This is a genomic window from Thermodesulfovibrio thiophilus DSM 17215, from assembly GCF_000423865.1.
Lineage (GTDB): Bacteria > Nitrospirota > Thermodesulfovibrionia > Thermodesulfovibrionales > Thermodesulfovibrionaceae > Thermodesulfovibrio > Thermodesulfovibrio thiophilus.
Window position 1 is genome coordinate 1 of sequence record NZ_AUIU01000011.1, and the last position, 24,133, is coordinate 24,133.

Consider the following 24,133-nt stretch of genomic DNA (forward strand, 5'->3'; position numbering starts at 1 on the left):
GCAGATGTGCGAAGATCAATAAAGTTCTGCAAAGAAGGTTCAATTCCAATAGTTGGCATTATTGAAAATATGAGTGGATTTGTTTGTCCACATTGTGGTAGCACAATAGAGATATTTAAAACCGGTGGAGCAGAAAAGCTTGCTCAGGAGTATGAAGTTGCGTTTCTTGGTAAAGTTCCCATTGATCCACAGATAGTTCAGGCTGGAGATGATGGTAAACCATTTATAATTTACTATCCAGAAAGTAAGCCTGCAGCAGCTTTCACAACAATAGTTGACAGACTTACTGAAATGCTAAAAGTTTAGGTATTTATATGATCATTGATATAAGAGTGCTTTTTGATAACTATCCAGCAGAAGAAGGATTTGAAACAGGATGGGGATACAGCTGCTTTATAAAGAGAGGATATGCTGGAATACTGTTTGATACAGGTGCTGATGGGCAAAAATTAATCAAAAACATGCAGAGAGCTGAAATTAAACCAGGTATGATTTCAAGGATAGTAATTTCCCACCCTCATAAAGATCACTATGAAGGATTAAAAGACATAGCAAGCAGGAGTAAAAATGTACAGATTTATGCTGGTAGCTCTTTTTATGATCAAGTGAAAGAAAGTATAGATGATATAAACATTCATAAAGTAAGCACAGAGCCTGTAGAGATAATGAATGGAGTATATCTAACAGGTGAACTTGGAGAGAAAATAAAAGAACTCTCCCTTGCGATAGACACAGGTGGAGGTGTGGTAGTTGTGACAGGATGCGCACATCCTGGATTAATCAAAATTTTAGAAAGAGTAAAGGAAATATTAAATCAAAATGTTTTTGCTCTGGTTGGAGGACTTCATCTGAAAGACTACAGTGAAGAACAACTCAGGCAGTTAGTTGTATATTTAAAATCAGAGGGAATTAAATATATCGCACCTTCTCATTGCACTGGAGATTTTGCAAGGAGCATTTTTAAAGACAGTATTCCTGGATTTATTGAAGCCGGTGCGGGCACACATATCTATGTTGGAGGTTCTTGTGAATATATTTAAACAGTGGTCCATTTGCGTGCGTTTTTATATAAGTTAATCAGAGTGAACCTGGAGAGCAGTCAAGAGTTAAGTTAATTTTACAGTTTGAGCTCAACCATATGAACTGAGCAGGAGATACAGGGATCATATGCTCTTACAAGCATTTCAAGAGCAAGTGTTATTTCTTCCTGAGACTGCTTCATAATTTCTGGAACAAGTTTTAACATATCAAGCTCTATATTTGCAGTATTTTGATTTGTTGGGATAACACAGTTTGCTTCTTTAAATATACCTCTTTCATCACATTCATAATGATGAATAAGTAAGCCTCGAGGAACTTCCACCACTCCAACTCCCTGTCCAGCCCTTTGTGGTAAAGCTCCATGTTGATTAATATCAGGTATAACAATTTCATCTTGGTTTATGCCTTTGTTTAAAAGAATCTCGATAATTCTTATAGCATCTTCTACACAGTGAACACACTCGACAATCTGGGCTACTGTGTTAAGATATGGATTTATGCATTTTGGTTTTAAGTTCAACATATCTGCTGCCTGTTTTGCTTTAGTATGAAGCTTGGCTGAGTTAATGTTAAATCTCGCAAGAGCTCCGACAGCATAGGAGTCTCTGTGCCATTTTGTTCTTTTTGCTGTGGCATAAGCAACAACAAATTCATTTGTCACATTTTTATATTCATACTTGCTCACTCTGTATCCATCAGTTGAGCCAATGTCTCCATAAAGTAGAGGATATTCATTTTCGTCATTAACTAAAGCAACATACTCTGTGTCCCTTTCAAACTCAGGAAAAGTCAGTTTGCTGAATAGTTCAACAGTGTCCTGCATATCTGTCTGTAACTGTATAAGTCTCTTGTGCATTTCTTCAAGTTCAGAATTTGATGGAAGTTTTGTAAATCCTCCAACAACTGCTCCTATTGGATGAACATGTCTTCCAACCAGTATCTCGCAGAGTTCATTACAGAGTCTTTTCATTTTTAATGCACGTCTTATGATATCAGGATTAGACTTTGTTAAAGGAACAAAGCTTGGTACACCAACAAGATCAGGTGCCACCAGTAGATATATATGTAGAATGTGACTGTCAAGCTCTTCATAGTGAAGTAATAGTTTTCTTAAAAGTGTGGTCTGTTCAGTTGGTTTTATTTGTAGTAGATCCTCTGCAGCCTGAATTGAGGCCAGTGTATGTCCGCAGGAACAGATTCCACATATTCTGCATGTTATATGTGGTGCTTCATAGATTGAACGACCTCTCAGGAAAGCTTCAAAAAGTCTTGGAGACTCAACTATCTCAAGTCTGCAGATTTCAAGCTTTCCATCTCTTAGTTCAACTACTATGTTTCCATGTCCTTCAACTCTGGTTAGGTAGTTAACATTGATGTTAATGTTCTGACTCACGACTGATCAAGCTCCCTTGATTTGTTATACATCTGTATTTTTTTCATTAAAAAGTCCTCAGGTATCCGGTATTTTTTAAGGACTTCTTTAAAACCCTCTGTGTTTGGATTTATTGTTAATCCCCTACATCCATAGCATATATTTCCATTGTTTATGCACCACGAGTTACATCCTGCCTTTGTAACAGGTCCCATGCATGTGAGTCCTCTATCATACATGCATACATTCTCATTGAGTTTGCATTCAACGCATACAGGATATTCAGGAACATAGAATGGTATCCCCTGTAGAATGCATTTAAGAACTGTAACAAACTCCGGGATGTAAATTGGACAGCCATTTATAAAGTAATCAACTTTTACTACCTGATGGACTGCTCTTGTTTGTATTGTTGGAAAGAATTTAGAGGAGTCTCCATAAACGTATCTCATTGCTTCAGCAAGCTCAAAGGAGTTTTTCATCCCGTTTACTCCACCAATGGTTGCACATGAACCAAGTGCAACAAGTATTTTGCTTCTATCTCTGATTTTTTTAACTCTCTCCTTAGCATGTTCATCTGTGATGCTTCCCTCAACAAAGGAAACATCAATCTCTTTATCCCACTTTTCAGACATGACTTCTCTAAACTCAACAATCTCTATAATGTCAAGAATATCAAGCAGGGATTCTCCAATGTTTGCTACCTGAAGCTGGCAGCCCTCACAGCAGGCAAAATCAAAAAATGCAACTTTTGGTTTGCTCATCACAGTGCCTCAGCCATATCCATAATTTCTTTAAATGTGAAAACAGGACCGTCTTTACAGCAGTAAAGATTCTGTATCTGACATCTTCCACATTTGCCCATTCCGCATTTCATGTGTCTTTCAAATGACAGAAGAATCTGGTCAACTGGCAATCCCTTTGCAAGAAGCTCCTTTATCACAAATTTGTACATTATTGGGGGTCCCACCACTGCCGCATATGTTCTTATGGGATCTATATCAACACCTGGTATAAGAGAGGTTATCAAGCCAATATTTCCTTTCCAGTCAGGATCTGCTCTGTCAACTGTGCAGGCAAAATGAAGGTCAAGTCTCCTCCCCCATTCCTCTATCTCATCTGAAAAAAGTAATTCCTCCGGAGTTTTGCATCCAAAAAGTATATGTATCTCTCCAAAATCTCTGCGGTTGTCAATTGCATAAAGTATCAGGGATCTCAGTGGCGCAAGTCCAAGTCCGCCAGCAATTATTAAAAGATCATGAGCTTCAATCATCCTTATAGGGAATCCCTTACCATATGGACCTCTTATACCTATTATTTCTCCTACATTTAATCTGTGCATTGATTCTGTTACTTTGCCAACAGCTCTCACACATATCTCAAAATAATCTCTATTAAGTGGAGATGAGCATATGGAAATGGGAATTTCTCCAATCCCCATTAAAGAAACCATTATGAACTGCCCTGGTTCATAATCAAGCCACGAATTGTCCTCTAAAATAACTCTGAAGAGTTTTTCTTTTTCAGTCAATTGCTTTATATCTATAATTCTTGCTTTTTTTACATTATAAGGAGATTTTTTTATAACCACTTTCTCCATATCTTTGTCTCTGACTCCTTTATTAGTGCTGTGAGAACTTCTTTTAAATTAATTTTTGCCATGCATGTTCTTGAGCATCTTCCACAGCCTGTGCAGAAAAACATTCCGTATCTGTCTATATGATATCTGAATTTTCTGTAAAAACGATGCCTCTGTCTTGCTGAACGCTCTCTTCTGAAGTCTATTCCTCCTGCAACCTTTGCAAATGGATCAAGCTGACAGGAAAACCAGACTCTATATCTTTGTCCTGCTTTCAGTGTAAAGTCAACATCTTCTTTAATATCAAAGCAGTAACAGGTGGGACAGACAGATGTACAATTTCCACAACCAAGACACTTCTGCTCAAGTTCTTTCCATACGGATGCATTCCATGATCGATCAATAAGGTCTGGTAGATACCTTCTTTCAGTTGGTACTTCGTTGTTGAATATTCTGTCTTTTTTTTCTCTTAATGCTTTTAGTGCTTCAAAATCATAATTATCCGCAGGCTTAAAGATATTTGCTTGTTTTACTATATCCATGCCTTTAGATGAATGTATGTGTACAATAAAGTAATCTCCAAGGTCAGTAAACATTAAATCATATCCTGTTGTGGGAACATGCGCTCCAACAAAGGAACAGCTCGCATATTCATCACAGTAGGCATTACATTCTAATCCAATGATGGTTATATATCTTTTCCTTATCAGATATGATATGTCTTTTGGTTCGTCAGATAAAACTACATTAAGACATCTCAACCCAGCTATGTCACATGTATGAACACCAAATAATATTAGCTCTTCATATTCGCTAACAGGTTCAACATGTAATGTTTCTTTTGTATCAAACTCTAAGATAGTTTCTTTCTGCGGCATAAAGTATTTCTTTGGAGGAATAATTGTTGGAATATAATTGAGACTCATTTCCTGAGCTGATTTTATTTCCTCAAAGGTATAATTATTAAATCCTTTGTAAACAGGCCCTATCACTTTTTGTGATGCGATAAGACTGTTTATAAAATCATTAAATGATGACTTCTCAATTATCCTATATTGCTCTGTCTTCATTTCAAAGGTTCCTGAAAAATATCAAATTGTAGTTTTTTTAAAACTATTTTGTCAATCTAAAATTTTTACTTTTACAAATCAATTTTTAAAGATATAATAACTGACTTAAATTTAAAATTATCGCAATTATTTATAAAGCGTGGTTGAAAGGAGAGGCTAAGCCTCTCCTTTACGAATTAATCTAAAAGAATTTTTTGAGCCTCTTGCATGTCTGATTCCATTATATAAGGAATACCTGTTATTTCTGAAGCTTCTTTTGTTAGAGCCACAATGTCTCCTCTATCGAGATATTCAAGTGAGAATTTTCTTGCTCCAGCCATGAGTTGTTTGATTCCAAGAGTAAGCCTATCAACAAATGTGTATATTGCAATGGCTGCCCACGGAATCTTTTTGAAGTCCTTACCATATTTATTTTTTAGAGTTTCGGTTGTTATAAATATTTCCTCCACTGAGTTACCATACTTCTGAATGTCTGCAGGAAGCTTTCCGTCCTCGTACCATTTTTGTATATTTTTCCCTACAAAAGCAGGAATCATAAGAGCTCTTCCCATACAAACAGCTTTAAAATAAGGAGCGCCAAGTGCTAAAGCTTTAAAAATATGATCTTCCAGAGAAAATCCACCGGCAATAGCAAGATCAGGTACATATTTCCCTTTTTGTGCAAGCTGTTTTGCAAAATTATAGGCAATTGACTGAAGATAAATTGTAGGAATTCCCCACTCGTTCATCATTCTCCATGGGCTCATTCCTGTACCACCACCTGCGCCATCAATTGTTACTAGATCAATGCCAGCATCAGATGCGAATCTTAATGCTTTTGCGAGATCTGTAATTCTATATGCACCTGTCTTCAAAGATACAAATTTAGCTCCTGCTTTTCTGTAATGCTTAACTGATTTTAAAAATTCTTTATAATCTACCATACCAAGCCTTGAGTGTCTTTCAAACTCTTTAAATTCGCCACCTTTATAGGATTTTTGAACCACGGGATCTTCAGGATCTGGCAGTACAATATATCCTCTTTTCTTTAATTCAAGAGCTCTTTCGAGACTTTTTAGCTTTACTTCTCCTCCGATGTCCTTTGCACCCTGTCCCCATTTAAGTTCAATACATGAAACACCAAGTTTTTCTATTGCATACTCTGCAGAAGCAAGGCGTGTATCTTCAACATTCTGCTGGAGTATAATCTCACCATATCCATCAAACCATTCTTTAAATGCTTCAACTCTTCTTGTCAACTCAGGAGATTTGACTACTTTACCATTTTTGAATTCTGCTTTTGGATCCATTCCTACCACATTTTCTCCGATTACTACCATAATGCCCGATATAGCAGCTCCTATGGCTAGCCCTTCCCAATTATCTTTTGCAATATCGGTTGATCCGAGGGCACCTGTGAATATAGGTAAACGGAGTTTTATTTTATAGTCTTTACCGATTTCTCTTTCCGTATTAACAGCTGGAAATGTAGCCTTATCAGGATGTGGATCTATTCCTACTGCTCCTGTACAGGTTCCCTGAATATTAAGATGGGAATAATCAACAGGATATTTTTTTGTAGCACCAGCAGTGACTTTACCAAAAGGAACTGGATAGACAACCTCTCTTCCTCTAAACGAAGACTTACCAACTTCACAAAAACCTGGACATCCATCAAGACATACTGAACAGATTCCTGAGTACGGTGCTGGATCTGAAACTCTGTTTCGAGTTCCTGTAGCAGAACTCGCATTTGGTTGACCTGAAATAATACTCATAATTAGCCTCCTTAATTAATACTAAATTTAGTTTAGAAATAGTAAATCATTCAGACAAAAAATAAATAATATTTTGCCTTTAAAATTTGTAATAAATCCGATTGATTTATTACATAGTTACAGAAAGAATTTCTAGTTTTTCACCTCCTTCATTTACCCAGTTTGCAGGTACTGCTTTATTAAGGTAAAGACTGCCTCCCTCCTTTAAATTATATGAATCGTTATCAATGAAAAGCGAGACTGTGCCTTTAAGAATATAAATAAAAGCAGACTTTTCTTCAGGTAAAAAATATTTTTCGAGTGCGTAATTTGATTGAACACTGATCAAATATATATCAAAATTTTTATCAGAAATAACTTTATATATTTTTACCTTCTTAAAATTTTCAAGAAGTTGTGATAAAACATTTTTTTCTTCTATTATTTCCCCTATTTTAATTCCTGTTCTCATACTAAGGTATCTCCTAAATAGATAAAATCGATAAGTAAATTAAGGTAATTTATACCTGTTGAAATCTTATATACGGTAAACGGTTACCTCCTTTATACACTCCAAATTATATTATTTTAATCTTTGTCTTTGTCAAGTCTTCTATGTGCTTCAATTTACATATAGGCAGACTTTAAAGAAAAAGCTCAAGATACGTAATATGTTCAAGTATATTTTAACTTTGCATTCAGGTTAAATTGCCTTATACTTTATGTTGTTTTTTGATATTTGAATGCCGATAGAGATAAAAATACAAACTTTAAATAAATCTGTCAGAAGATTGATATTATACTATATTTAAAATTCAAGATCATAATATATAAACTCATGTGGCAGTATGGAAGAATAAGTTACAATATTGACAAAAATGTATTACGATAATTATTCTAAATCTAATAGGTAACCTTTTGCCGATGGAGAAATAAAATGTGCAGATTAGCAGCAATTACTTCAGCAAAATATTTTTCGCCAATGGAGAACATCCTTGCTCTTGAAACGATGAAAGAAGGGCATGATGGTTCTGGTCTTGGCCTGACGCTTAAAGACCTTGGAGGAAAGTTCAAAGAACTAAAAAATTATCCAATTTTATCGGGTATATGTTCAAGGAAGGGCAAAAAAAATCTTGATGAATACATGATAGGACTGGGTTTTAAGCTTATTTATGAATGGACGCCAAAGATTAGACCTGTAAGAGGTATAATCAGGCGAGATCACTATTTTGCCAGAGTTTATGATTATCCAGAAGAGTGGCAGGAGAAATCTTTTAAAGATAAAGAAGACCTGCTAATGAATACAAGGTTAACACTCAGAAGAATGGGTGAAGCGGATGAATCTATCTTTGTCTTCTCTTTTTATCCAGATGTAATAACTCTTAAAGAAGTGGGAGATCCTCTGGAACTTGGAGAATTTTTCGGGCTTGATAAAGATAATTTAGAGGCAAAAGTTATATTTGCCCAGGGAAGACAGAACACAAACTATCAGATTTATCTTTATGCATGTCATCCATTTTTCCTTCAGGGATACTGCACAATGACAAATGGTGAAAATACTGCTTTTGTTCCAATAAGAGAATTTTTGATGAGTAGAAGATTTCCAGGATACGTTGGTTATAACTCAGACAGTGAAGTGTTTGATCATATTCTTCATTATTCAGTAAGACAACTCGGATTTCCGCTTACTTACTATAAAGACATAATAACGCCACTTAAATGGGAAGAGGTAGAAAAAAGGTCTGATAGAGAAGCTTTATCATTAATTAAACAGTCTTTGAGACCTCTATGTATTGATGGTCCAAATATGGTCATAGGTTTTGTTCCAGATGGAACATGCTTCATGGTACATGATTCTAAAAAATTAAGACCTGGTGTTGTTGGAGGTGTTAAAGGTAAGTATTCTTTAATGTCAGAGTTATGCGGACTTGATAAGGTTATTCCAAACAGGGATAAATCAAAAGATATATATCCAATGAAGTATGATATGGTGATTGTATCACCAGAGGCAAGGGAGGTAAAACTATGGAACCAGCTACAGGCTTAAAGCTTGATTTTAATAATAAATTAACGTTAGAGGAATTTCCTTATATTATTAGATGGAGAGATGACCGTTGCAAAAGATGCGGACAGTGTACATCTGTATGCCCTCAGGGTGCTATTAGACCAGCTGTTAAGTATACAAGAGTTATTGAGTCTGGAGGGGATACTCCCAAACCAAGACCTGTAAGAAGAATAATTCATGTTATTGAGCAGGTAAACAATATAGATAATTACTGTACAGGCTGTGCGGTTTGTACTCTTGTGTGTCCAAATAATGCAATAGAGCCAGAGTATAACCCCCAAAATAAGTTTCTCTTTTATAAAAACCGCGGTGGTGAAGGATACAAGAGAGGTGGCAGAAGAAACGATCCAGGAGTCTCTACACTTGATCGGCTTAAATTCACAAGAATATCAATGCTAACAGACCCTGCTCTTGATGCAGGAAGGCATGAGTTTAGAGTTCGTTCCTATATTGGAAGAATTCTTCCACCAGAAGATCTTCCACTTAAAGTTGAAGACGGAAGGCTTGTTTTGGATAAATCATCAGGAAAGTTTATACCTCCTGTAAGAGAAATATTTCCGATTATGATTGGAAGTATGTCGATTGGCGCTCTTTCTCCTACGATGTGGGAAGGGCTTGCAATGGGAGTTGCTTATTTAAATGAGGTTGAAGGTATTCCTGTGGTGATGTGTTCTGGAGAAGGAGGTTTTCCTCCAAGACTTCTCAAATCGAGATATGTTAAATATTTTATCTTACAGATTGCATCTGGATATTTTGGATGGGATAGCATAATTCATACATTACCTTATATGACAGAGGATCCTGCAGCAATAGAGATAAAATACGGGCAGGGTGCAAAGCCAGGTGATGGTGGTCTTCTTATGGCTCCAAAGGTTATAAAGTTGATTTCTGAAATTAGAGGAGTGCCTCAATATGTGGATCTTCCATCTCCTCCAACTCATCAGACGCAATACTCAATTGAAGAGTCTGTTATGAAGATGATTCAGTCAATGTCAATGGCATTTGGTTTCAGAGTTCCTGTTTATCCAAAAATATCAGGAACAAAAACCGCCAAGGCTGTTTTAAATAATCTTGCCAGAAACCCGTATGCAGCAGCTCTTTCTATTGATGGAGAAGATGGTGGCACTGGAGCTGCTTATAATATATCACTTGATAAAATGGGACATCCAATTGCTTCGAACATAAGAGAGTGTTATCTTGATCTTGTAAAACAGGGTAAACAGAATGAGCTTCCGCTTATTGCAGCAGGAGGAGTTGGTAAAAAAGGAAATCTTGCAGCAAATGCAGCAGCTCTTATAATGCTTGGTGTATCCGCGGTTTCTGTTGGGAAATATATAATGCAGGCAACTGCTGAATGTCTCGGTAATGAGTATAATCGCTGTAATATATGTAATACTGGAAAATGTCCAAGAGGCATTACTACGCAGGATCCGAAGCTTTACAGGCGCCTTGATCCTGATAAAGTAGCAGAAAGAGTTGTGGAGATTTTCAAGTCTGCAGATGTTGAACTTCGTAAAATATTCGCTCCAATGGGAAGAAGCGTTGAACTTCCAATTGGTATGTCAGATGGATTGAGTATAGATGATAAAGCAATAGCAGAAAGATTGGAGATAAGCTATGCCTGTTAAAAAAATAATACAAAGAGAAATGCCGAAGGTTGGATTGCATGAAACTGTAATTCCATATGCAGAAGTTGTCAAATGGGTTAATGACAAATCTGTAATTATATATGGAAATATAAAAGGAAATAGAATTCCTTCAAGGATACTGGAAGAATTCATTCAGGAAGCTGTAAAGAATGGAGCAAGAAATATTCATGTATATGCTGATGGACAACACGGAATTGGTGGTAGAATCTTCTCTCAGGGTGAACCTGTAAAAATTACTATTGAAGGACCTGTTGGACAGAGATGTGGCTCAATGGGAATGTTTGGCACAGAGATTACTGTTAGGGGAGGTGTATCTGACGATGTAGGATGGATCAACTGCGGAGCAAAAATTACTGTTCTTGGAGATGCAACAAATGGAGCATGGAATGCGGCTGCGCAGGGAATTCTATATGTTCAGGGAAGCGGTGGTGCTCGTTGTGATACAATGACAAAACATAATCCAAGATTTGATCCCCCTCAGTCGTGGTATCTGAGGGATGTTGGAGATTCATTTGCAGAATTCAAAGCTGGTGGAATTGCCGTAGTCTGCGGAATTAATCCAAGAAATCAGAAATCAGTTCTTGGATACAGACCTTGTGTTGGCATGGTTGGCGGTGTTATTTATTTTCGCGGTTCAATAGATGGTTATTCAGAAAGGGATGTTAAACTGCTTGAAATAAGTGAGCAGGACTGGCAGTGGCTATGTGACAATCTAAAGCCATATCTCACAGCAATAGAAAGAATGGATTATTATCATGAACTTACAAAAAGTCCTGATGAATGGCGTAAACTCGTACCATACACACCACAGGAAAGAAGACGTAAAAGATGGTTCAAGGTTGAAATGGAAGATTTCAGGAAAAACTACTGGGAGAAAGAGGTTGGAAAGGGAGGAATTTTTGCAGAATACATTGACCATGAACCAACAATTATTCCCTATATAGTAACTGGACAGTATCGCAGATATAAGCCTGTGTGGGCAAATGAGAAGTATGCGCCACCATGTGCATATAGCTGTCCAACTAATATTCCAACTCATAAAAGAACTGCGTTGATAAGGCTTGGTAAAATAAAAGAAGCGTTGGAGCTTGTGCTGAATTATAGTCCGCTTCCAGCTACAGTCTGCGGAATGATATGTCCGAATCTCTGCATGCAGGCATGCACTCGCGGAAGAATTGATATACCGATATCTGTAAAAGAACTCGGCAAAGCATCTCCGGATCTACCAGCACCCAAAAAAGCTAAATCAACAGGTCACAGTGTGGCTGTAATCGGTGCAGGACCTGCAGGTATGTCAGTTGCATGGCAGATTTCATTAAAAGGACACAATGTAACTATGTATGAAGCTACAGATAAGATTGGTGGAAAAATTGAACTTTGCATACCTGAACACAGATTTAATAAAGACATACTTCATAAAGAGATTGAAAGATTTAAGGAGGTTGTTCCAGATATTCGTTTAAATACAAAAGTTACAAAAGAACTTTTTGAAGAAATATATAGAGAAAATGAGTTTGTAGTGATAGCTGTCGGAGCGCATCAACCAAGAAAGATTCCTTTCCCCGGTTCAGAGCATATTATTTCAGCATATGAATTTTTAAGAGCCATAAATGAAGGTAAAACCTTTGATCTTAAAGATAAAAATGTCGTTGTAATTGGTGCTGGTAATGTTGGAATGGATGCATCTGTTGAGGCTTTCCTCTGTGGAGCAGCCTCTGTGACTGCTGTTGATATTCAGAAACCAGCAGCAGCCTTTGGAACAGAATTTGAACAGGCAAAACAAAAGGGTGTTGAGATTCTCTGGCCTAAAATTACTGAGAAATATGTTCCTGGTGAAAGAAAAATCTATTTTAAAGATGGAACAAACATTGATGCTGATTTTGTTATTATGTCAATTGGTGATATACCTGATTTAGATTTTATCCCTCCGCAGATTCATACTGAGAGGGGATGGATGGTTGTAAATGAATTTTTTCAGACATCAGATCCCAAGGTTTTTGCAATTGGAGATGTTACAGGGCTTGGTCTGGTAACCCATGCAATTGGTCATGGAAGACTGCTTGCTGAGTACTTACATGGAGAGCTCATGCATTCTCCTGTTACAAGAGATTTAAGAGCAAGAATACCTTATGAAAGAATTAAACTTGATTATTATGAAAGGTGCAGAGCCACTTCATCTCTTGAACAGGAAGCTGAAAGATGCCTTTCCTGCGGATCATGTAGAGACTGTCATATGTGTGAGATGACCTGCTATTGGGGAGCAATAAGCAGAGTGGAAAAGTCTGATGGTCGGTATGAGTATGTTGTTGATGAAAATAAATGCATTGCCTGTGGATTCTGCGCTGGAGTCTGCCCGTGTGGAGTGTGGGAGATGGTTGAGAATATTTAACAGTTATTATGGAAAATTTAATTTTTTTAAATTTCTCAGAGATGGGTTGTTGAATAATCAGCTATACTCCCGACTAATCGAAAATTCTTTCATAACCAAAATGAACAGCTGCTATCAGATTGCCCTATTATTTTATATAATTTTATATAATAAAGAATACCTTTATATCGTAGATTTATGAATCATACTCTGCGATATAAATGAAAAAATTAGTAATAAGCTGGAGGTAAATATGAATGAGATGAAAGGTAAAAAGCTAAATGTTAATGAATTACACGATCCTACCAGAAGAGCATTTATAAAAAACATCGGAATTACTGCGAGTGTCATCTTGCTTGAAAGATTTGGAATTCATTCAATAGTATGGGCTTCTTCAGAGAAAAAAATCCTTAAAATGATTCTTGTAGATTATGAGGAATGTACTGGATGTAGAACATGTGAAACTGTCTGCTCCTCATACAACAATCCAGTAACAGTGAATGGAGAGACACTCCCAGGACTTGGAAATCCTGTTTACTCAAAGATTCGTGTTGTAAGCTTTAATCCTGATGTGGATGTTCCTACTGTGTGTGCAATGTGTCCTGATGCTCCTTGTGTGAATGTATGTCCTGTAGAACCTGATCCTAAAACAGGAAGAAGAGCTCTATACAGAAATGAGACAACTTTGACAATTCAGAATGATCCACACCGATGTATAGGTTGTGGAAATTGTGCTAAAGTATGCCTTGAACAAAGAAGAGGGGTTATAATGCTCGATCCTCAAACAGGCAAACCAGGTGGTATATGCAATCTTTGTAATGGTGATCCACAATGTGTAAAATGGTGTCCTGTTAATGCACTCTCTTATGTTGAAGTGCGACCTGAACGAAAATTTTATGGACTTTCACCTGAAAAAATAGCAGCTGAATTAGCTCAAAAATGGTATGGAATAAAAGATGTAGGAGGTTTAAAATGAGTACCCCATATGGATATAATGGCAGAATACTAAATATAGACCTTACAACAGGTAAAATTGAAAAACTACCTGTTGCTCAGGATGATCTTATTAAATTTGTTGGTGGACGAGGGCTTGGAATGAAAATACTCTGGGATCATTTAAAGAAACCAGGAGTTGATCCATTTTCTAATGAAAATCCACTTATATTTATGACAGGTCCTTTTTCAGGATTTCCGGTTCCATCCTCATCAAGAACATGTGTTATTACCAAATCTCCAATAACATCTCCAATTCATTCTTCTTATTCATCTGCATCCACTGTAACCTATTCCAATGTGGGAGGGTTCTTTGGACCAGAACTTAAATTTGCAGGTTACGACGGCATCGTTATTACAGGAAAAGCTAATGAGCTTTGTTACATTGTAATTGATGATGATAAGGTCGAAATTCGTGATGCTAGAAAATTCAGAGGTATGCGAACAGATGCCTTTGACAGAACAATTCTGGAAGAACTCAGAGACAGAAGATTCAAAACTGTATATATCGGACCTGCTGGAGAAAATCTTGTCCGTTATGCCAGCATACTTCATACAGCTGCACGTGCAGCGGGTCGAGGCGGTGTTGGATGCATAATGGGTTCTAAAAATTTAAAAGCTATAGCAGTTAAAGGGACTAAACAGCCATTTGTTGCTAATCATAAGCGATTCCTTACAGCTCTTGAAAGAGCCAGATTGGCCCTCAAAAACTCACCAAGAACAAAGTCGTGGATGGAACTAGGAACTGCCTCTTTCATTCTGGAAAGCAGCAATGCTGGAACAGAGACTGTGCGTAATTTCCGGGAAGGAACATTTCCAGAGGTTTATAAGATCAGTGCTGATACTGCAAGACGTGAGGTATGGGTTAGAAACATTGCTTGTTATTGCTGCCCATTAGCATGCAAAAAAAGTGGCCGTACGCAGGGTAAATACGGAGGGATAGTTCACGATGGACCAGAGTATGAAACTGGTACAATGTTTGGTTCAAACCTTTTGATATCAGATATGGCTGGTATGTTAAAGGCAGTTTACAATGTTGATGATCTTGGCTTAGATGCAATTTCAACAGGAAATGTTATAGGATTTCTCATGGAAGCTTATGAGAAAGGGATGATAGATTCAAAATTGCTTGATGGAATAGACCTCAAATGGGGGAGTGTTGATGCGACTCTTGCAATGATAGACAAGATAGCCTACCGAGATGGAGTAGGAGATCTTGCATCTAAGGGTGTAAAGGCTCTTTCTCAGAAGATCGGTCATGGTAGTGAAAAGTTTGCCATACATGTGAAAGGGCTTGAATTAGCTGCGCATAATATTCAGGCTAATCCGCCGAGAGCTTTGTGTTATGCTACTGCAAATAGAGGTGGGTGTCATTTAAACGGTGACAGCATTGAAATGCAGAACATGAGAGCAATGATTGATTCAACTGGCATTTGCCTTTTTGCCGCATTTGATCCTTCATTAGAAGACCACATGCTCACTCTGCTCAGCTCAATCACCGGTCTGGAATATGATAAAGCAACTTTTGCAAAAACAGGAGAAAGAGGGTTTAATCTTGAAAAAATGTTCAATTATCGTGAAGGTTTTCGTAGAGAGGATGACTGGCTACCAGACCGCTTCTTTGAGGATGCATTCACTATAGGACCGAAAAAGGGATCTGTACTTGACAGAGATAAGTTCCGTGAAATGATTACACAATACTATACAGGCAGAGGATGGAATACTGAAACATCAAAACCGGGTGAATCGAAGTTAAAAGAGCTTGGACTGACTGAAATAGTGACCTAACAATCAGGTTGAAAAAATTTATAAAATAGAAAGAGATTTAACAATAAATAGTTATGGGTAATTAAAAGATTTTTATAAGATAGCGACATAGTGTATTTTATTACAATATGTCAGTTTTCCAGAAAGGCACTGTAAAAGTTCTCTGCGCGCTGTGAATATTCAGGGATTATTTTTTCTGCTTCGTTGAGAATTTGTGATCTGAGAGAATGTGAATTAAACCAATTTATGAGTAAAGCCCTTGTTACTTCAATATGAAACTGCAAGGCATAAACTTTTTCTCCATATTTAAAAGCCTGATTTTCATAAAGTTCAGATTTGGCTAAATGTGTGCAGCCATATGGTAGATCAAAAGTATCCCAATGCCAATGAAATACTCTGAATTTTTTCCATACATCTCCAACGGATGGATGTTTTGCTAAAGCTATCATTAATGGGTCTCGTAATCCATCTCCTGTAAGCTCAATATCTTGCCATCCAATTTCTTCCACATGCCCCTGATATACCTTTGCTCCTAGTGTGTGGGCTATTAACTGAGATCCAAGGCATATTCCGAGAACCTTTAAATCTCTGTTTATAGCCTCTCTTATAAGCCTTGAAACTATTTTAAGATGTGGATAAATGTCCATCTCATAAACACCCATCGGTCCACCCATAATGATTAACCCGGTGTAGTCTTCAAGAGTGGATGGAATTATACCATCTTCAGCTTCGAATACTTTATAAAGCAATTTGTTTTTTTTAAGAAAATTTTCAATACTTCCTGGACCTTCTGATTTTACATTTTTAACTATTGCTATCATGTAGAAATCTCCTATTCAACCCCTTTTTTTATTGATATACCGTATTTTTTTATTTTATAGTTTAACTGTCGTTCAGTCAAACCCAGTTCCTGAGCTGTTTTTCTTAAATTGAAATTAAATTTTGGTAGTGTATCAATAATGTTTGTTTTTTCAATTGCTTCAACTTCAGCTGGCAGATTGATTTTTGAAGCTGGTGTTATTTTATGTATTTTGTATCCACATCTGACAGTATCAGGTAAATCATTAACTTTAATAATATTGCTTTCAGACATTACAACAAGCCGCTCTACAGTATTAGCAACTTCTCTGACATTTCCCGGCCAATTATATGAAACAAGCATTTTTAAAGCTTCTTGATCGATTGATACAGATTTTTTATAAATAGTAGAGAACTTTTTCAGATAATATTCTATGAGTAAAGGAATATCTTCTTTTCTTTCTCTTAAAGGCGGGATATATATCGGGATAACATTCAGCCTCCAGAACAGGTCTTCCCTGAAGTTTCCCCTTTTTATCTCTTCAGTAAGATTTTTATTTGTTGCAGATATAATTCTTACATTGATTTCAACAGACGTTGACGAGCCAAGAGGCTCTATTGCTCTTTCCTGTAATACTCTCAATAACTTTGGCTGAAGTACAACAGGTAGCTCACCAATTTCATCAAGAAAGATAGTTCCTCCATCAGCCTGTTCAAACTTTCCTATTCTTTTAACTGCACCGGTAAATGCTCCTTTTTCAGAACCAAACAATTCTGCTTCTAACAGAGTTTCTGGAATAGCTGCACAATTTATAGCAACGAATGGTCCTTTTGACCTTTTGCTTTGAAAATGAATTGTTTTTGCAATTAACTCTTTACCAGTACCTGATTCTCCAAAAAGCAGTACTGTTGCATCTGTGCTTGCAATCTTTATAACTGTTTTAAGAACTGCCTGAAAGGAAGATGATTGTCCAACAAGATTTGGGAAATTATATCTATCCTGCAGCTGATGTCTCAAAAAAATATTTTCATCTTCCATATTTTTATAATTTTTCCATAGTTTCAGAAATTGGGCTATGAGAGATGCAACTATTGAAAGAACTCTTAAATCATCATCAACATCGCCTTCCTGAGAAGTATAAATTCTATCAGCAGATATAACTCCAAGAATTTCATCTTCAATTTTTATCGGAACACATAAGAATGAAATACCTTTTTTGTTTGGTCGGCTGCCTGTTTTATTAAGGAACTTGGGTTCCTTTTCAATATCAGGAATAACCATTGGAAGTCCACTGTCAATAACTTTTCCTACTATACCCTCACCAATTCTGTATTTACCCCTCTGAATCTCTTCTCTGGTAAGACCGTAGGCTACTACAATTTTTATTTCACCTGTTTTTTTATCCAGAAGGAAGACACATCCTCGTCGCATATCAAGCTTTTTTGAAAGAATTTCCATAACTGAATAGAGATTTTTTTCAAGTTCAAATGAAGCGGTTAAAACTCTGCTTGTTTCAAAAAGGGCTATAAGTTCTCTGTTATTTCTTTTATGCATTTTTATATGGCAAATGATTGCCGTTTAAATATTATATCATTGATGTGTCTTTTCGGGTCAACATAAATATTGAAAGTTTGTAAGGAGCTCACATATGAGCTCCTTACAGTAATTGACTTATATAGCCTGTTCGCTTTTTTCCTTTGTTCTTATTCTTATCGCATCTTCAACTGGAATGATAAAGATTTTTCCATCACCAACAGAACCTGTATAGGCTTTATTCAGAATAACCTCTACTGCTTTGTCGAGCAGACTGTCAGGTACTACAACTTCAATTTTTATTTTTGGAACAAATAACACTTTAACTTCAGAACCTCTGTATATTTCAACATGCCCTTTCTGTCTTCCGAACCCCTTTACATCTGTCACTGTCATTCCCTGAATGCCAGCATGAACAAGGGCTTCTTTTACTTCTTCGAATTTAAAAGGTTTGATTATTGCTTCAATCTTTTTCATTCTATCCTCCTTAAACTGGTTTATAAATTATAAGCTTTCTCGCCATGTGCTGAGGAATCAAGTCCTATAATTTCATCCTCTTCATGCACCCTGATTTTCATAAAGAGTCTGATAATAAGAAAGATCACACAAGTCATTATGGCAGTGTAAAGCATTGTTACTCCAACAGCTGCTAACTGAATTAGAATCTGTTTGGCATTACCATATAGTAATCCTTTACCTGCTTCATTTACTGAAGGGTCAGCAAAAACTCCTGTAAGGATTGCTCCCATGATTCCTGCTAATCCGTGAATGCCGAATACATCGAGAGCATCATCATATCCAAGTTTTGGTTTCATAGCTGTAACAGAAAAGTAGCATATAACACCAGCTATAGCACCTATAATAACAGAGCCTGTTATATTTACAAATCCTGCTGCAGGAGTAATGGCAACCAGTCCTGCTATAATTCCTGATGCTATACCAAGCACAGTAGGTTTTTTAGTGATTATCCATTCTGTAAGCATCCAGGCTAAGGCTGCAACAGCAGCAGCGGTGTTTGTATTTATGAATGCCTGAGCTGCAACAGCATTTGAAGATGCAGCTGAACCAGCATTGAATCCAAACCATCCAAACCACAGAAGTGCTGTACCAATACTTACAAGAGTAAGATTATTGGGAATTAGCATGGTATTTTTTCTTTTTCCGAGCATTAGAACACCTACCAGTGCTGCAATTCCTGCATTCACGTGAACTACTGTTCCACCGGCAAAATCAAGTGCTCCCATTTTTGCAAGGAAACCTCCGCCCCATACCCAATGGGCAACCGGAACATAAACGAAGCTCATCCATAGAATTGAAAATAATATCCATGCTGAAAACCTTATTCTTTCTATATATGCACCACTTACCAGTGCAACAGTTATGGCGGCAAAAGTAAGCTGAAACATTGAAAATAAGACTTCTGGGATTGTTCCCTGAAGAGATTCAATTTTTACACCTTTAAGAAAAGCTTTATCAAGATATCCTATAATACCTCCAATATCACCTGAAAAGCTGAGGCTATAACCATAAACTATCCATAGAAAACTCACTATGCAATAAGAGACAAAGCTCATGGCAATGGTATTGAGAACATCCTTTTTCTTTACAAGACCTCCATAAAACAGAGCAAGTCCTGGAACAGTCATCAACATAACCAAAGCTGTTGAAACAATCATCCAAGCAGTATCTCCTTTATCAATCTGAGATTGAGACTGTTCAGCAAATGCATTTAAACTACCAGAAAAAAGCAAGCTTAATAATGTTAGACTGAAAACTGCTTTTTTAATCATTGTCTTTCCTCCTTTAAAAGTTAAAAGTTATTCCAACTCCTGTTACCCAGGTATTATCAAGATGTCCGTTTGGATTATAAGAGTGACCATCAACAGTTCTTTTAGCCTTGCCTGACAGGGGAAACCAGTATTGAACAACTGGTTGAACTAAAACAGTTTTAGCAATTGGAATACTTAGCCCTGCCTGAAGCTTTCCATCATGCAGAGCATTATATTTTTTACCTGTGTAGTCTCCTGTGCTATCTTTATAAGTTTTCCAGTACGCGTTATCACCTTTAAAATATCCAAAGGAAGCTGCGAGATCAAGAATAATATCTCTGTAAACAGGCAGTGAATGAGAGAAACTGAGATTGATATAAGTACTAGGATAGCTTGATATATCCCTGTAAATTGTTAGAGTTGGTTTTGTGAGGATATCGTAACTGCTACTTAAAAAAACTTCCTCTGTCTCATCTGCATATTTTGTTCCGTAGTATATATAACCAACTGTAAGAGAAAGTTTATCAATTGAATAAGTGTAACTAATCGTTAAATCAGATTCATTAAAACTTTTTTTACCCTCTCTGTCTGGAATAAATGACTGTGTTGGATGTTCGTCACTGTCAATGTTTCCCCAGTATATTGCTGAAAAACCTTTGTAGGAGACTGTAATAGAAGGTTGAATTACTATGCTTTTTGAACTCAGCTCATAACCTCTAAAAATATACCTGTTATACACTCCAGCAGAAACACTGCCGGTAACTTTGTCTGAATTCTGTCCGATATCATCTGCATGTATAACTCCAACAGCAATAGCAAACAAAAATACAATCATAGTCATCAGATACCTGAAACGTTTTATCATGCCACCTCCTTTAGTTCTTTTCATAGAGATTAATACCAAAAACCATACCACTATGTAACTTTTTGAAAATTAAGGGATTTTTATATTGTTTAAATCTACAATTTTGTATAACTATACAATTGTGTTTTAAAAATTGAAGCAGATGAATATCGAAATGTTTGATATTGATGGTGGATTTTTAAGACGTTAAGAAAAATGATTGACTAATTTAATAATCGTCTGATAAAGATTGCTTGCTTGTGAAGAATAAGCCCATTATATTATAATTTTCTTGTTTTCAATCTCAATGAATTACTAACAACAGAGACCGAGCTAAGAGACATTGCCAGTGATGCAATCATTGGATTTAATAGAGGGCCACCAAAAACATAAAGGACACCTGCTGCAATAGGAATTCCTATTATGTTATATATGAATGCCCAGAACAGGTTTTCTTTAATGGTTTTAAGAGTAAGCTTGCTCAGTTTTATTAAAACAGGAATGCCTTTAAGCCCGCCTCTTATGAGTGTTATATCTGCTGTGTGAATTGCTATGTCAGTACCTCCTCCCATTGCAATGCCAACATTTGCTTCAGCTAAAGCAGGTGCATCATTTATTCCATCTCCTATCATTCCAACTACTTTTTGCTCTTCAATCCTGAATCTTCTGACTATTCTGGCTTTTTCATGTGGTAATACACTGGCAAAATATCTTTCAATTCCAAGCTGTAATGCAACTGCTCTAGCAGTTTTTTCATTATCTCCTGTTAGAATAATCATCTCTATGCCCATTTTTTTTATTTCATTTATGATTTCTGGTGTTTCATCTCTTAAAGGGTCAATAATGTAGAAAATAGCTTCTACTTTTTTATCGATTGCAGCATAAACTCTGGTGGCTGTTTCAAGTTCTTTGTCAAGAAATAGTTGTGGTAGAGTTATTCTATGCTTTTCTATCAACTTTTCGCTTCCTATTAAAACCTCTCTTTCAATGCTATCAAAATCTTTGACTTTTGCTGATAAGCCGCCACCTGTAATAACCTCAAAATTCAGAGGTTCATTTATAATAATTCCCTGTCTCATGCAGTGTCTCAAAATAGCTCTTGCAAGAGGATGTTCTGAGTATTTCTCTGCTGTACCACAGATGTGTAATACTTTTTCAGGCTTCATATCAAAGAATTGAACTTCCTTTACCTCAGGTTTTCCAATTGTTAGTGTACCTGTTTTATCGGAAAAGATAATCTCAATTTTATTCACTTCTTCAAGTTTTTCAACATTTCTAAGAAGAATTCCATTTGAAGCAGCTCTTCCTGTTGCGACCATGACTGCTGTTGGGGTTGCAAGTCCTAATGCACAGGGACAGGCAATAATGAGCACTGCAATGCAATTTGAAAGAGCCATTGAAAGGTCGTTTCCGAAAAAAAACCACAGGGCAAAACACAGCACAGCAATAGCCAGAACAGTTGGAACAAATACCGCTGATATTTTATCTGCAAGTCTTTGTACAGGTGGTTTGTGAGTCTGTGCATCCTGTATAAGTTTTATTATCTGGCTGAGCATGGATTCTTTACCGATAGCTTCGGCCTTTATTTTTATCAAACCAGAAAGAACAATCGTTCCACCGATTACCTTGTCTTCGACTCCCTTGTCAACAGGGATGCTTTCTCCTGTTATCATTGATTCATCTATCGATGCAGAGCCTTCATTAATTGTTCCATCAACAGGGATTTTTTCTGACTGTCTTACAATAACAATATCTCCGATTTTTACATCATCTATTGCAATCTCAAGCTCTTTGCTCTCTCGTATTACAATTGCTGTTTTGGGTTGCATTTGAATTAGTCTCTGTATTGCCTCTGAAGTTTTAGCCTTTGCCCTCTCTTCAAGGGTTCTTCCAAATAGTATCAGTGTTATTATTACCGCAGATGTTTCAAAGTAAAGATGTGGCATGGCAGGTGAGGTTATGAGAATTATAAGACTATAAAAATAAGCTGCATTTGTGCCAATACTTACAAGACTGTTCATGTTTGTGCTACCATGCTTTAAAGCTATAAATGCAAGTCTGTGAAATCGCCATCCTGTTATGAATTGGACTGGAGTTGTGAATATGAGTTGCACCCAGCCATCTCTTAAAAAAGGGATATGAAACATACTGCCTGAGAAAACAGGGATTGCAAACAGGAGACTTATTATTAAATCCCTTTTAAGTTTTGCAAACTCTTTCTTTTTTTCTTCATAGTCTGATATTGCATCAACATATTTTTTTACTTTTATGCCAAGAGTTTTAATATCAGATAAAATTTTGTTTTCAGCAATAACTGTTGGGATATAAGAAATAAAAAGATTTTTATTGACAATATCAGGTTTAACCTCAATTACTCCTTCAATCTGAGAAATTTTTTCTTCAATAAGTCTTGCGCTATCCTGGTCAATCTCATGAACCTGTAAATAAAGGCTTGTTTTACCAATGTCATAGCCTGTTGCCCTGACTATGCTGATTAATTGTCTAACTTTCACATCTTCTGTAATGGTAATTGTTGCTTTTTCAGTAAGGAGATTTACTTGGGCATTTTCAACACCTTTTACTTTACTTAAAGCTCTCTGCACAGCAGCTGCACATGCAGCACAAGTCATTCCCTTGATTGGTATTTCAATTGTTCTTGTCATGAGTTTATCGTGTTAAATAATTTTTGAATAATAATTAAACAGTATGGAATACAATAGGCTTTTCATATTGAAAGCTATCTTTGTAATTTGCTCATTCATTTGTTGTATTTTATCACAAAGAAGTGCTGTGTGATATAATGGGAAAACTACAAAACAATAAGGGGGCAGCAATGAAATCATTGATGAAGGCATTTAAAAAAGCAATAGCTCTTGATAGCACAATTCATAGATATTTAAAGGTTAAAATGCCAGATAATTACTCTTTTATGAAGGATGTTGAAATTGTTCCTCTTACATACTCTGAGATTTTATCCGCGACAATGTATTATCCTGTTATGTTTGGTGTTCAGGATAAGATAGTTTTTCCTTTTGCTGTGGTTGGAATTAATAATGAGAATATATTTTTAAGAGAAGATGGCACATGGAAGGTTGATGTAATACCAAATGTCTGCAAATACTATCCCTTCGGAGTTTTAAAAGAAGCAGATGAATATACAATTATTTTTGATGAAATTTTTGCTTCAGATGATGGGCAGAGACTTTTCGATGAAGAAGGAGCAGATACTGAGTTTTTCTCAAAGATAAAAGCAGGACTTACAGAACTCGCAAGGGATTTTAGAGATGCTGAAGACTGCGCAAATGAACTTTTTCAGGAAGGATATTTCATGCCATTGAATATTGATGTTGATACGAAGCTTGGAAAGATGAAATTTCGCAATATGCTAATGGTAAATGTAGAACAATTTACAAGAATTCAACCAGAAAAATTATATGCTCTTAACTCTAAGGGCTATTTGTTAATTCTTTATGCTCATTATTTGAGTTTAAGGAATTTCAAGCTTTTTGATATTTTTGTAACTGTTTGAAATAAATATTTTTTTAACA

Annotated in this window: 20 protein-coding genes; 8 read left to right on the top strand and 12 right to left on the bottom strand. The window is 36.4% G+C overall.

Annotated features, from left to right (window positions below):
* Together G581_RS0101095 and G581_RS10180 are read left to right on the top strand one after the other, a co-directional pair.
* Window positions 1-306: P-loop NTPase (locus tag G581_RS0101095; RefSeq protein WP_028844225.1), on the top strand; the 306-nt coding region annotated here is incomplete at its 5' end.
* A gap of 8 nt (window positions 307-314) precedes the next feature.
* The gene (locus G581_RS10180; RefSeq protein ID WP_051178644.1) at window positions 315-1,040 is read left to right on the top strand and encodes an MBL fold metallo-hydrolase; all 726 of its coding nucleotides are present in this window, start codon (window positions 315-317) and stop codon (window positions 1,038-1,040) included.
* Between the two features lie 77 nt (window positions 1,041-1,117).
* Here G581_RS10180 and G581_RS0101105 read toward each other — a convergent pair whose 3' ends face one another.
* The 6 genes from G581_RS0101105 to G581_RS0101130 all read right to left on the bottom strand — a co-directional run bounded on the left by G581_RS0101105 (window position 1,118) and on the right by G581_RS0101130 (window position 7,270).
* Window positions 1,118-2,434 carry a Ni/Fe hydrogenase subunit alpha gene (locus G581_RS0101105; protein ID WP_028844226.1) on the bottom strand — a complete coding sequence of 439 codons (1,317 nt, stop codon included), beginning with the start codon at window positions 2,432-2,434 and terminating at the stop codon, window positions 1,118-1,120.
* Complete coding sequence (locus G581_RS0101110) at window positions 2,431-3,177, bottom strand: NADH-quinone oxidoreductase subunit B family protein (protein WP_028844227.1); 747 nt, start codon at window positions 3,175-3,177, stop codon at window positions 2,431-2,433. Before G581_RS0101110 ends, G581_RS0101105 begins: the two co-directional genes overlap by 4 nt.
* Window positions 3,177-4,013 (bottom strand): FAD/NAD(P)-binding protein, encoded by an 837-nt coding sequence (locus G581_RS0101115; RefSeq protein WP_028844228.1) that lies wholly within the window; start codon window positions 4,011-4,013, stop codon window positions 3,177-3,179. Before G581_RS0101115 ends, G581_RS0101110 begins: the two co-directional genes overlap by 1 nt.
* Window positions 3,995-5,062 (bottom strand): 4Fe-4S dicluster domain-containing protein, encoded by a 1,068-nt coding sequence (locus tag G581_RS0101120; RefSeq protein ID WP_028844229.1) that lies wholly within the window; start codon window positions 5,060-5,062, stop codon window positions 3,995-3,997. The genes G581_RS0101115 and G581_RS0101120 overlap by 19 nt, the downstream gene beginning before the upstream one ends.
* Window positions 5,063-5,238: 176 nt before the next feature.
* Window positions 5,239-6,819 carry an FMN-binding glutamate synthase family protein gene (locus tag G581_RS0101125; RefSeq protein WP_028844230.1) on the bottom strand — a complete coding sequence of 527 codons (1,581 nt, stop codon included), beginning with the start codon at window positions 6,817-6,819 and terminating at the stop codon, window positions 5,239-5,241.
* 109 nt (window positions 6,820-6,928) lie between these two features.
* A complete protein-coding gene (locus G581_RS0101130) occupies window positions 6,929-7,270 on the bottom strand; it encodes a cupin domain-containing protein (RefSeq protein WP_028844231.1) in 342 nt (113 codons plus the stop codon).
* Window positions 7,271-7,735: 465 nt separating this feature from the next.
* On the opposite strand from G581_RS0101130, the gene G581_RS0101135 reads away from it, so the two are divergent.
* From G581_RS0101135 to G581_RS0101155, 5 genes are all read left to right on the top strand, one after another.
* Entirely contained in the window at window positions 7,736-8,845 is a 1,110-nt protein-coding gene (locus tag G581_RS0101135) for a class II glutamine amidotransferase domain-containing protein (RefSeq protein WP_028844232.1), read from the top strand.
* Complete coding sequence (locus G581_RS0101140) at window positions 8,824-10,491, top strand: glutamate synthase-related protein (protein ID WP_028844233.1); 1,668 nt, start codon at window positions 8,824-8,826, stop codon at window positions 10,489-10,491. The genes G581_RS0101135 and G581_RS0101140 overlap by 22 nt, the downstream gene beginning before the upstream one ends.
* A complete protein-coding gene (locus G581_RS0101145) occupies window positions 10,481-12,901 on the top strand; it encodes an FAD-dependent oxidoreductase (protein ID WP_051178646.1) in 2,421 nt (806 codons plus the stop codon). The genes G581_RS0101140 and G581_RS0101145 overlap by 11 nt, the downstream gene beginning before the upstream one ends.
* Window positions 12,902-13,133: 232 nt before the next feature.
* Complete coding sequence (locus G581_RS0101150) at window positions 13,134-13,856, top strand: 4Fe-4S dicluster domain-containing protein (RefSeq protein ID WP_028844235.1); 723 nt, start codon at window positions 13,134-13,136, stop codon at window positions 13,854-13,856.
* On the top strand, window positions 13,853-15,661 hold the full coding sequence (locus tag G581_RS0101155) for an aldehyde ferredoxin oxidoreductase family protein (RefSeq protein ID WP_028844236.1): 1,809 nt from the start codon (window positions 13,853-13,855) through the stop codon (window positions 15,659-15,661). Before G581_RS0101150 ends, G581_RS0101155 begins: the two co-directional genes overlap by 4 nt.
* 110 nt (window positions 15,662-15,771) lie before the next feature.
* Here G581_RS0101155 and G581_RS10185 read toward each other — a convergent pair whose 3' ends face one another.
* The 6 genes from G581_RS10185 to G581_RS0101185 form a co-directional block, all read right to left on the bottom strand.
* Window positions 15,772-16,461 (bottom strand): type 1 glutamine amidotransferase, encoded by a 690-nt coding sequence (locus G581_RS10185; protein ID WP_051178648.1) that lies wholly within the window; start codon window positions 16,459-16,461, stop codon window positions 15,772-15,774.
* A gap of 11 nt (window positions 16,462-16,472) precedes the next feature.
* Window positions 16,473-17,993: a sigma-54 interaction domain-containing protein gene (locus G581_RS0101165; RefSeq protein ID WP_028844237.1), complete on the bottom strand. Its 1,521-nt coding sequence runs from the start codon at window positions 17,991-17,993 to the stop codon at window positions 16,473-16,475.
* 117 nt (window positions 17,994-18,110) lie between these two features.
* Window positions 18,111-18,449, bottom strand: a complete 339-nt coding sequence (locus G581_RS0101170) for a P-II family nitrogen regulator (RefSeq protein WP_028844238.1) — start codon at window positions 18,447-18,449, stop codon at window positions 18,111-18,113.
* A 20-nt stretch (window positions 18,450-18,469) separates the two neighbouring features.
* On the bottom strand, window positions 18,470-19,762 hold the full coding sequence (locus G581_RS0101175) for an ammonium transporter (protein ID WP_083962529.1): 1,293 nt from the start codon (window positions 19,760-19,762) through the stop codon (window positions 18,470-18,472).
* A gap of 13 nt (window positions 19,763-19,775) precedes the next feature.
* Window positions 19,776-20,630: a hypothetical protein gene (locus G581_RS0101180; RefSeq protein ID WP_169368346.1), complete on the bottom strand. Its 855-nt coding sequence runs from the start codon at window positions 20,628-20,630 to the stop codon at window positions 19,776-19,778.
* A 236-nt stretch (window positions 20,631-20,866) separates the two neighbouring features.
* A complete protein-coding gene (locus G581_RS0101185) occupies window positions 20,867-23,248 on the bottom strand; it encodes a heavy metal translocating P-type ATPase (protein WP_028844241.1) in 2,382 nt (793 codons plus the stop codon).
* Window positions 23,249-23,418: 170 nt separating this feature from the next.
* Between G581_RS0101185 and G581_RS0101190 the strand changes: the two genes are divergently transcribed.
* On the top strand, window positions 23,419-24,114 hold the full coding sequence (locus G581_RS0101190; RefSeq protein ID WP_028844242.1) for a SapC family protein: 696 nt from the start codon (window positions 23,419-23,421) through the stop codon (window positions 24,112-24,114).
* Window positions 24,115-24,133 lie beyond the last annotated feature (19 nt).

Excerpts from the sequence above, each read along its gene's own strand:
- G581_RS0101165 (WP_028844237.1), bottom strand. The coding sequence starts at position 17,993 with ATGCATAAAAGAAATAACAGAGAACTTATAGCCCTTTTTGAAACAAGC.
- G581_RS0101180 (WP_169368346.1), bottom strand. The coding sequence starts at position 20,630 with ATGAAAAGAACTAAAGGAGGTGGCATGATAAAACGTTTCAGGTATCTG.
- G581_RS0101120 (WP_028844229.1), bottom strand. The coding sequence starts at position 5,062 with ATGAAGACAGAGCAATATAGGATAATTGAGAAGTCATCATTTAATGAT.
- G581_RS0101170 (WP_028844238.1), bottom strand. The coding sequence starts at position 18,449 with ATGAAAAAGATTGAAGCAATAATCAAACCTTTTAAATTCGAAGAAGTA.
- G581_RS0101115 (WP_028844228.1), bottom strand. The coding sequence starts at position 4,013 with ATGGAGAAAGTGGTTATAAAAAAATCTCCTTATAATGTAAAAAAAGCA.
- G581_RS0101125 (WP_028844230.1), bottom strand. The coding sequence starts at position 6,819 with ATGAGTATTATTTCAGGTCAACCAAATGCGAGTTCTGCTACAGGAACT.
- G581_RS0101175 (WP_083962529.1), bottom strand. The coding sequence starts at position 19,762 with ATGATTAAAAAAGCAGTTTTCAGTCTAACATTATTAAGCTTGCTTTTT.
- G581_RS0101190 (WP_028844242.1), top strand. The coding sequence starts at position 23,419 with ATGAAATCATTGATGAAGGCATTTAAAAAAGCAATAGCTCTTGATAGC.
- G581_RS0101130 (WP_028844231.1), bottom strand. The coding sequence starts at position 7,270 with ATGAGAACAGGAATTAAAATAGGGGAAATAATAGAAGAAAAAAATGTT.
- G581_RS0101150 (WP_028844235.1), top strand. The coding sequence starts at position 13,134 with ATGAATGAGATGAAAGGTAAAAAGCTAAATGTTAATGAATTACACGAT.
- G581_RS0101140 (WP_028844233.1), top strand. The coding sequence starts at position 8,824 with ATGGAACCAGCTACAGGCTTAAAGCTTGATTTTAATAATAAATTAACG.
- G581_RS0101185 (WP_028844241.1), bottom strand. The coding sequence starts at position 23,248 with ATGACAAGAACAATTGAAATACCAATCAAGGGAATGACTTGTGCTGCA.
- G581_RS10185 (WP_051178648.1), bottom strand. The coding sequence starts at position 16,461 with ATGATAGCAATAGTTAAAAATGTAAAATCAGAAGGTCCAGGAAGTATT.
- G581_RS0101135 (WP_028844232.1), top strand. The coding sequence starts at position 7,736 with ATGTGCAGATTAGCAGCAATTACTTCAGCAAAATATTTTTCGCCAATG.
- G581_RS0101145 (WP_051178646.1), top strand. The coding sequence starts at position 10,481 with ATGCCTGTTAAAAAAATAATACAAAGAGAAATGCCGAAGGTTGGATTG.
- G581_RS0101110 (WP_028844227.1), bottom strand. The coding sequence starts at position 3,177 with ATGAGCAAACCAAAAGTTGCATTTTTTGATTTTGCCTGCTGTGAGGGC.
- G581_RS10180 (WP_051178644.1), top strand. The coding sequence starts at position 315 with ATGATCATTGATATAAGAGTGCTTTTTGATAACTATCCAGCAGAAGAA.
- G581_RS0101155 (WP_028844236.1), top strand. The coding sequence starts at position 13,853 with ATGAGTACCCCATATGGATATAATGGCAGAATACTAAATATAGACCTT.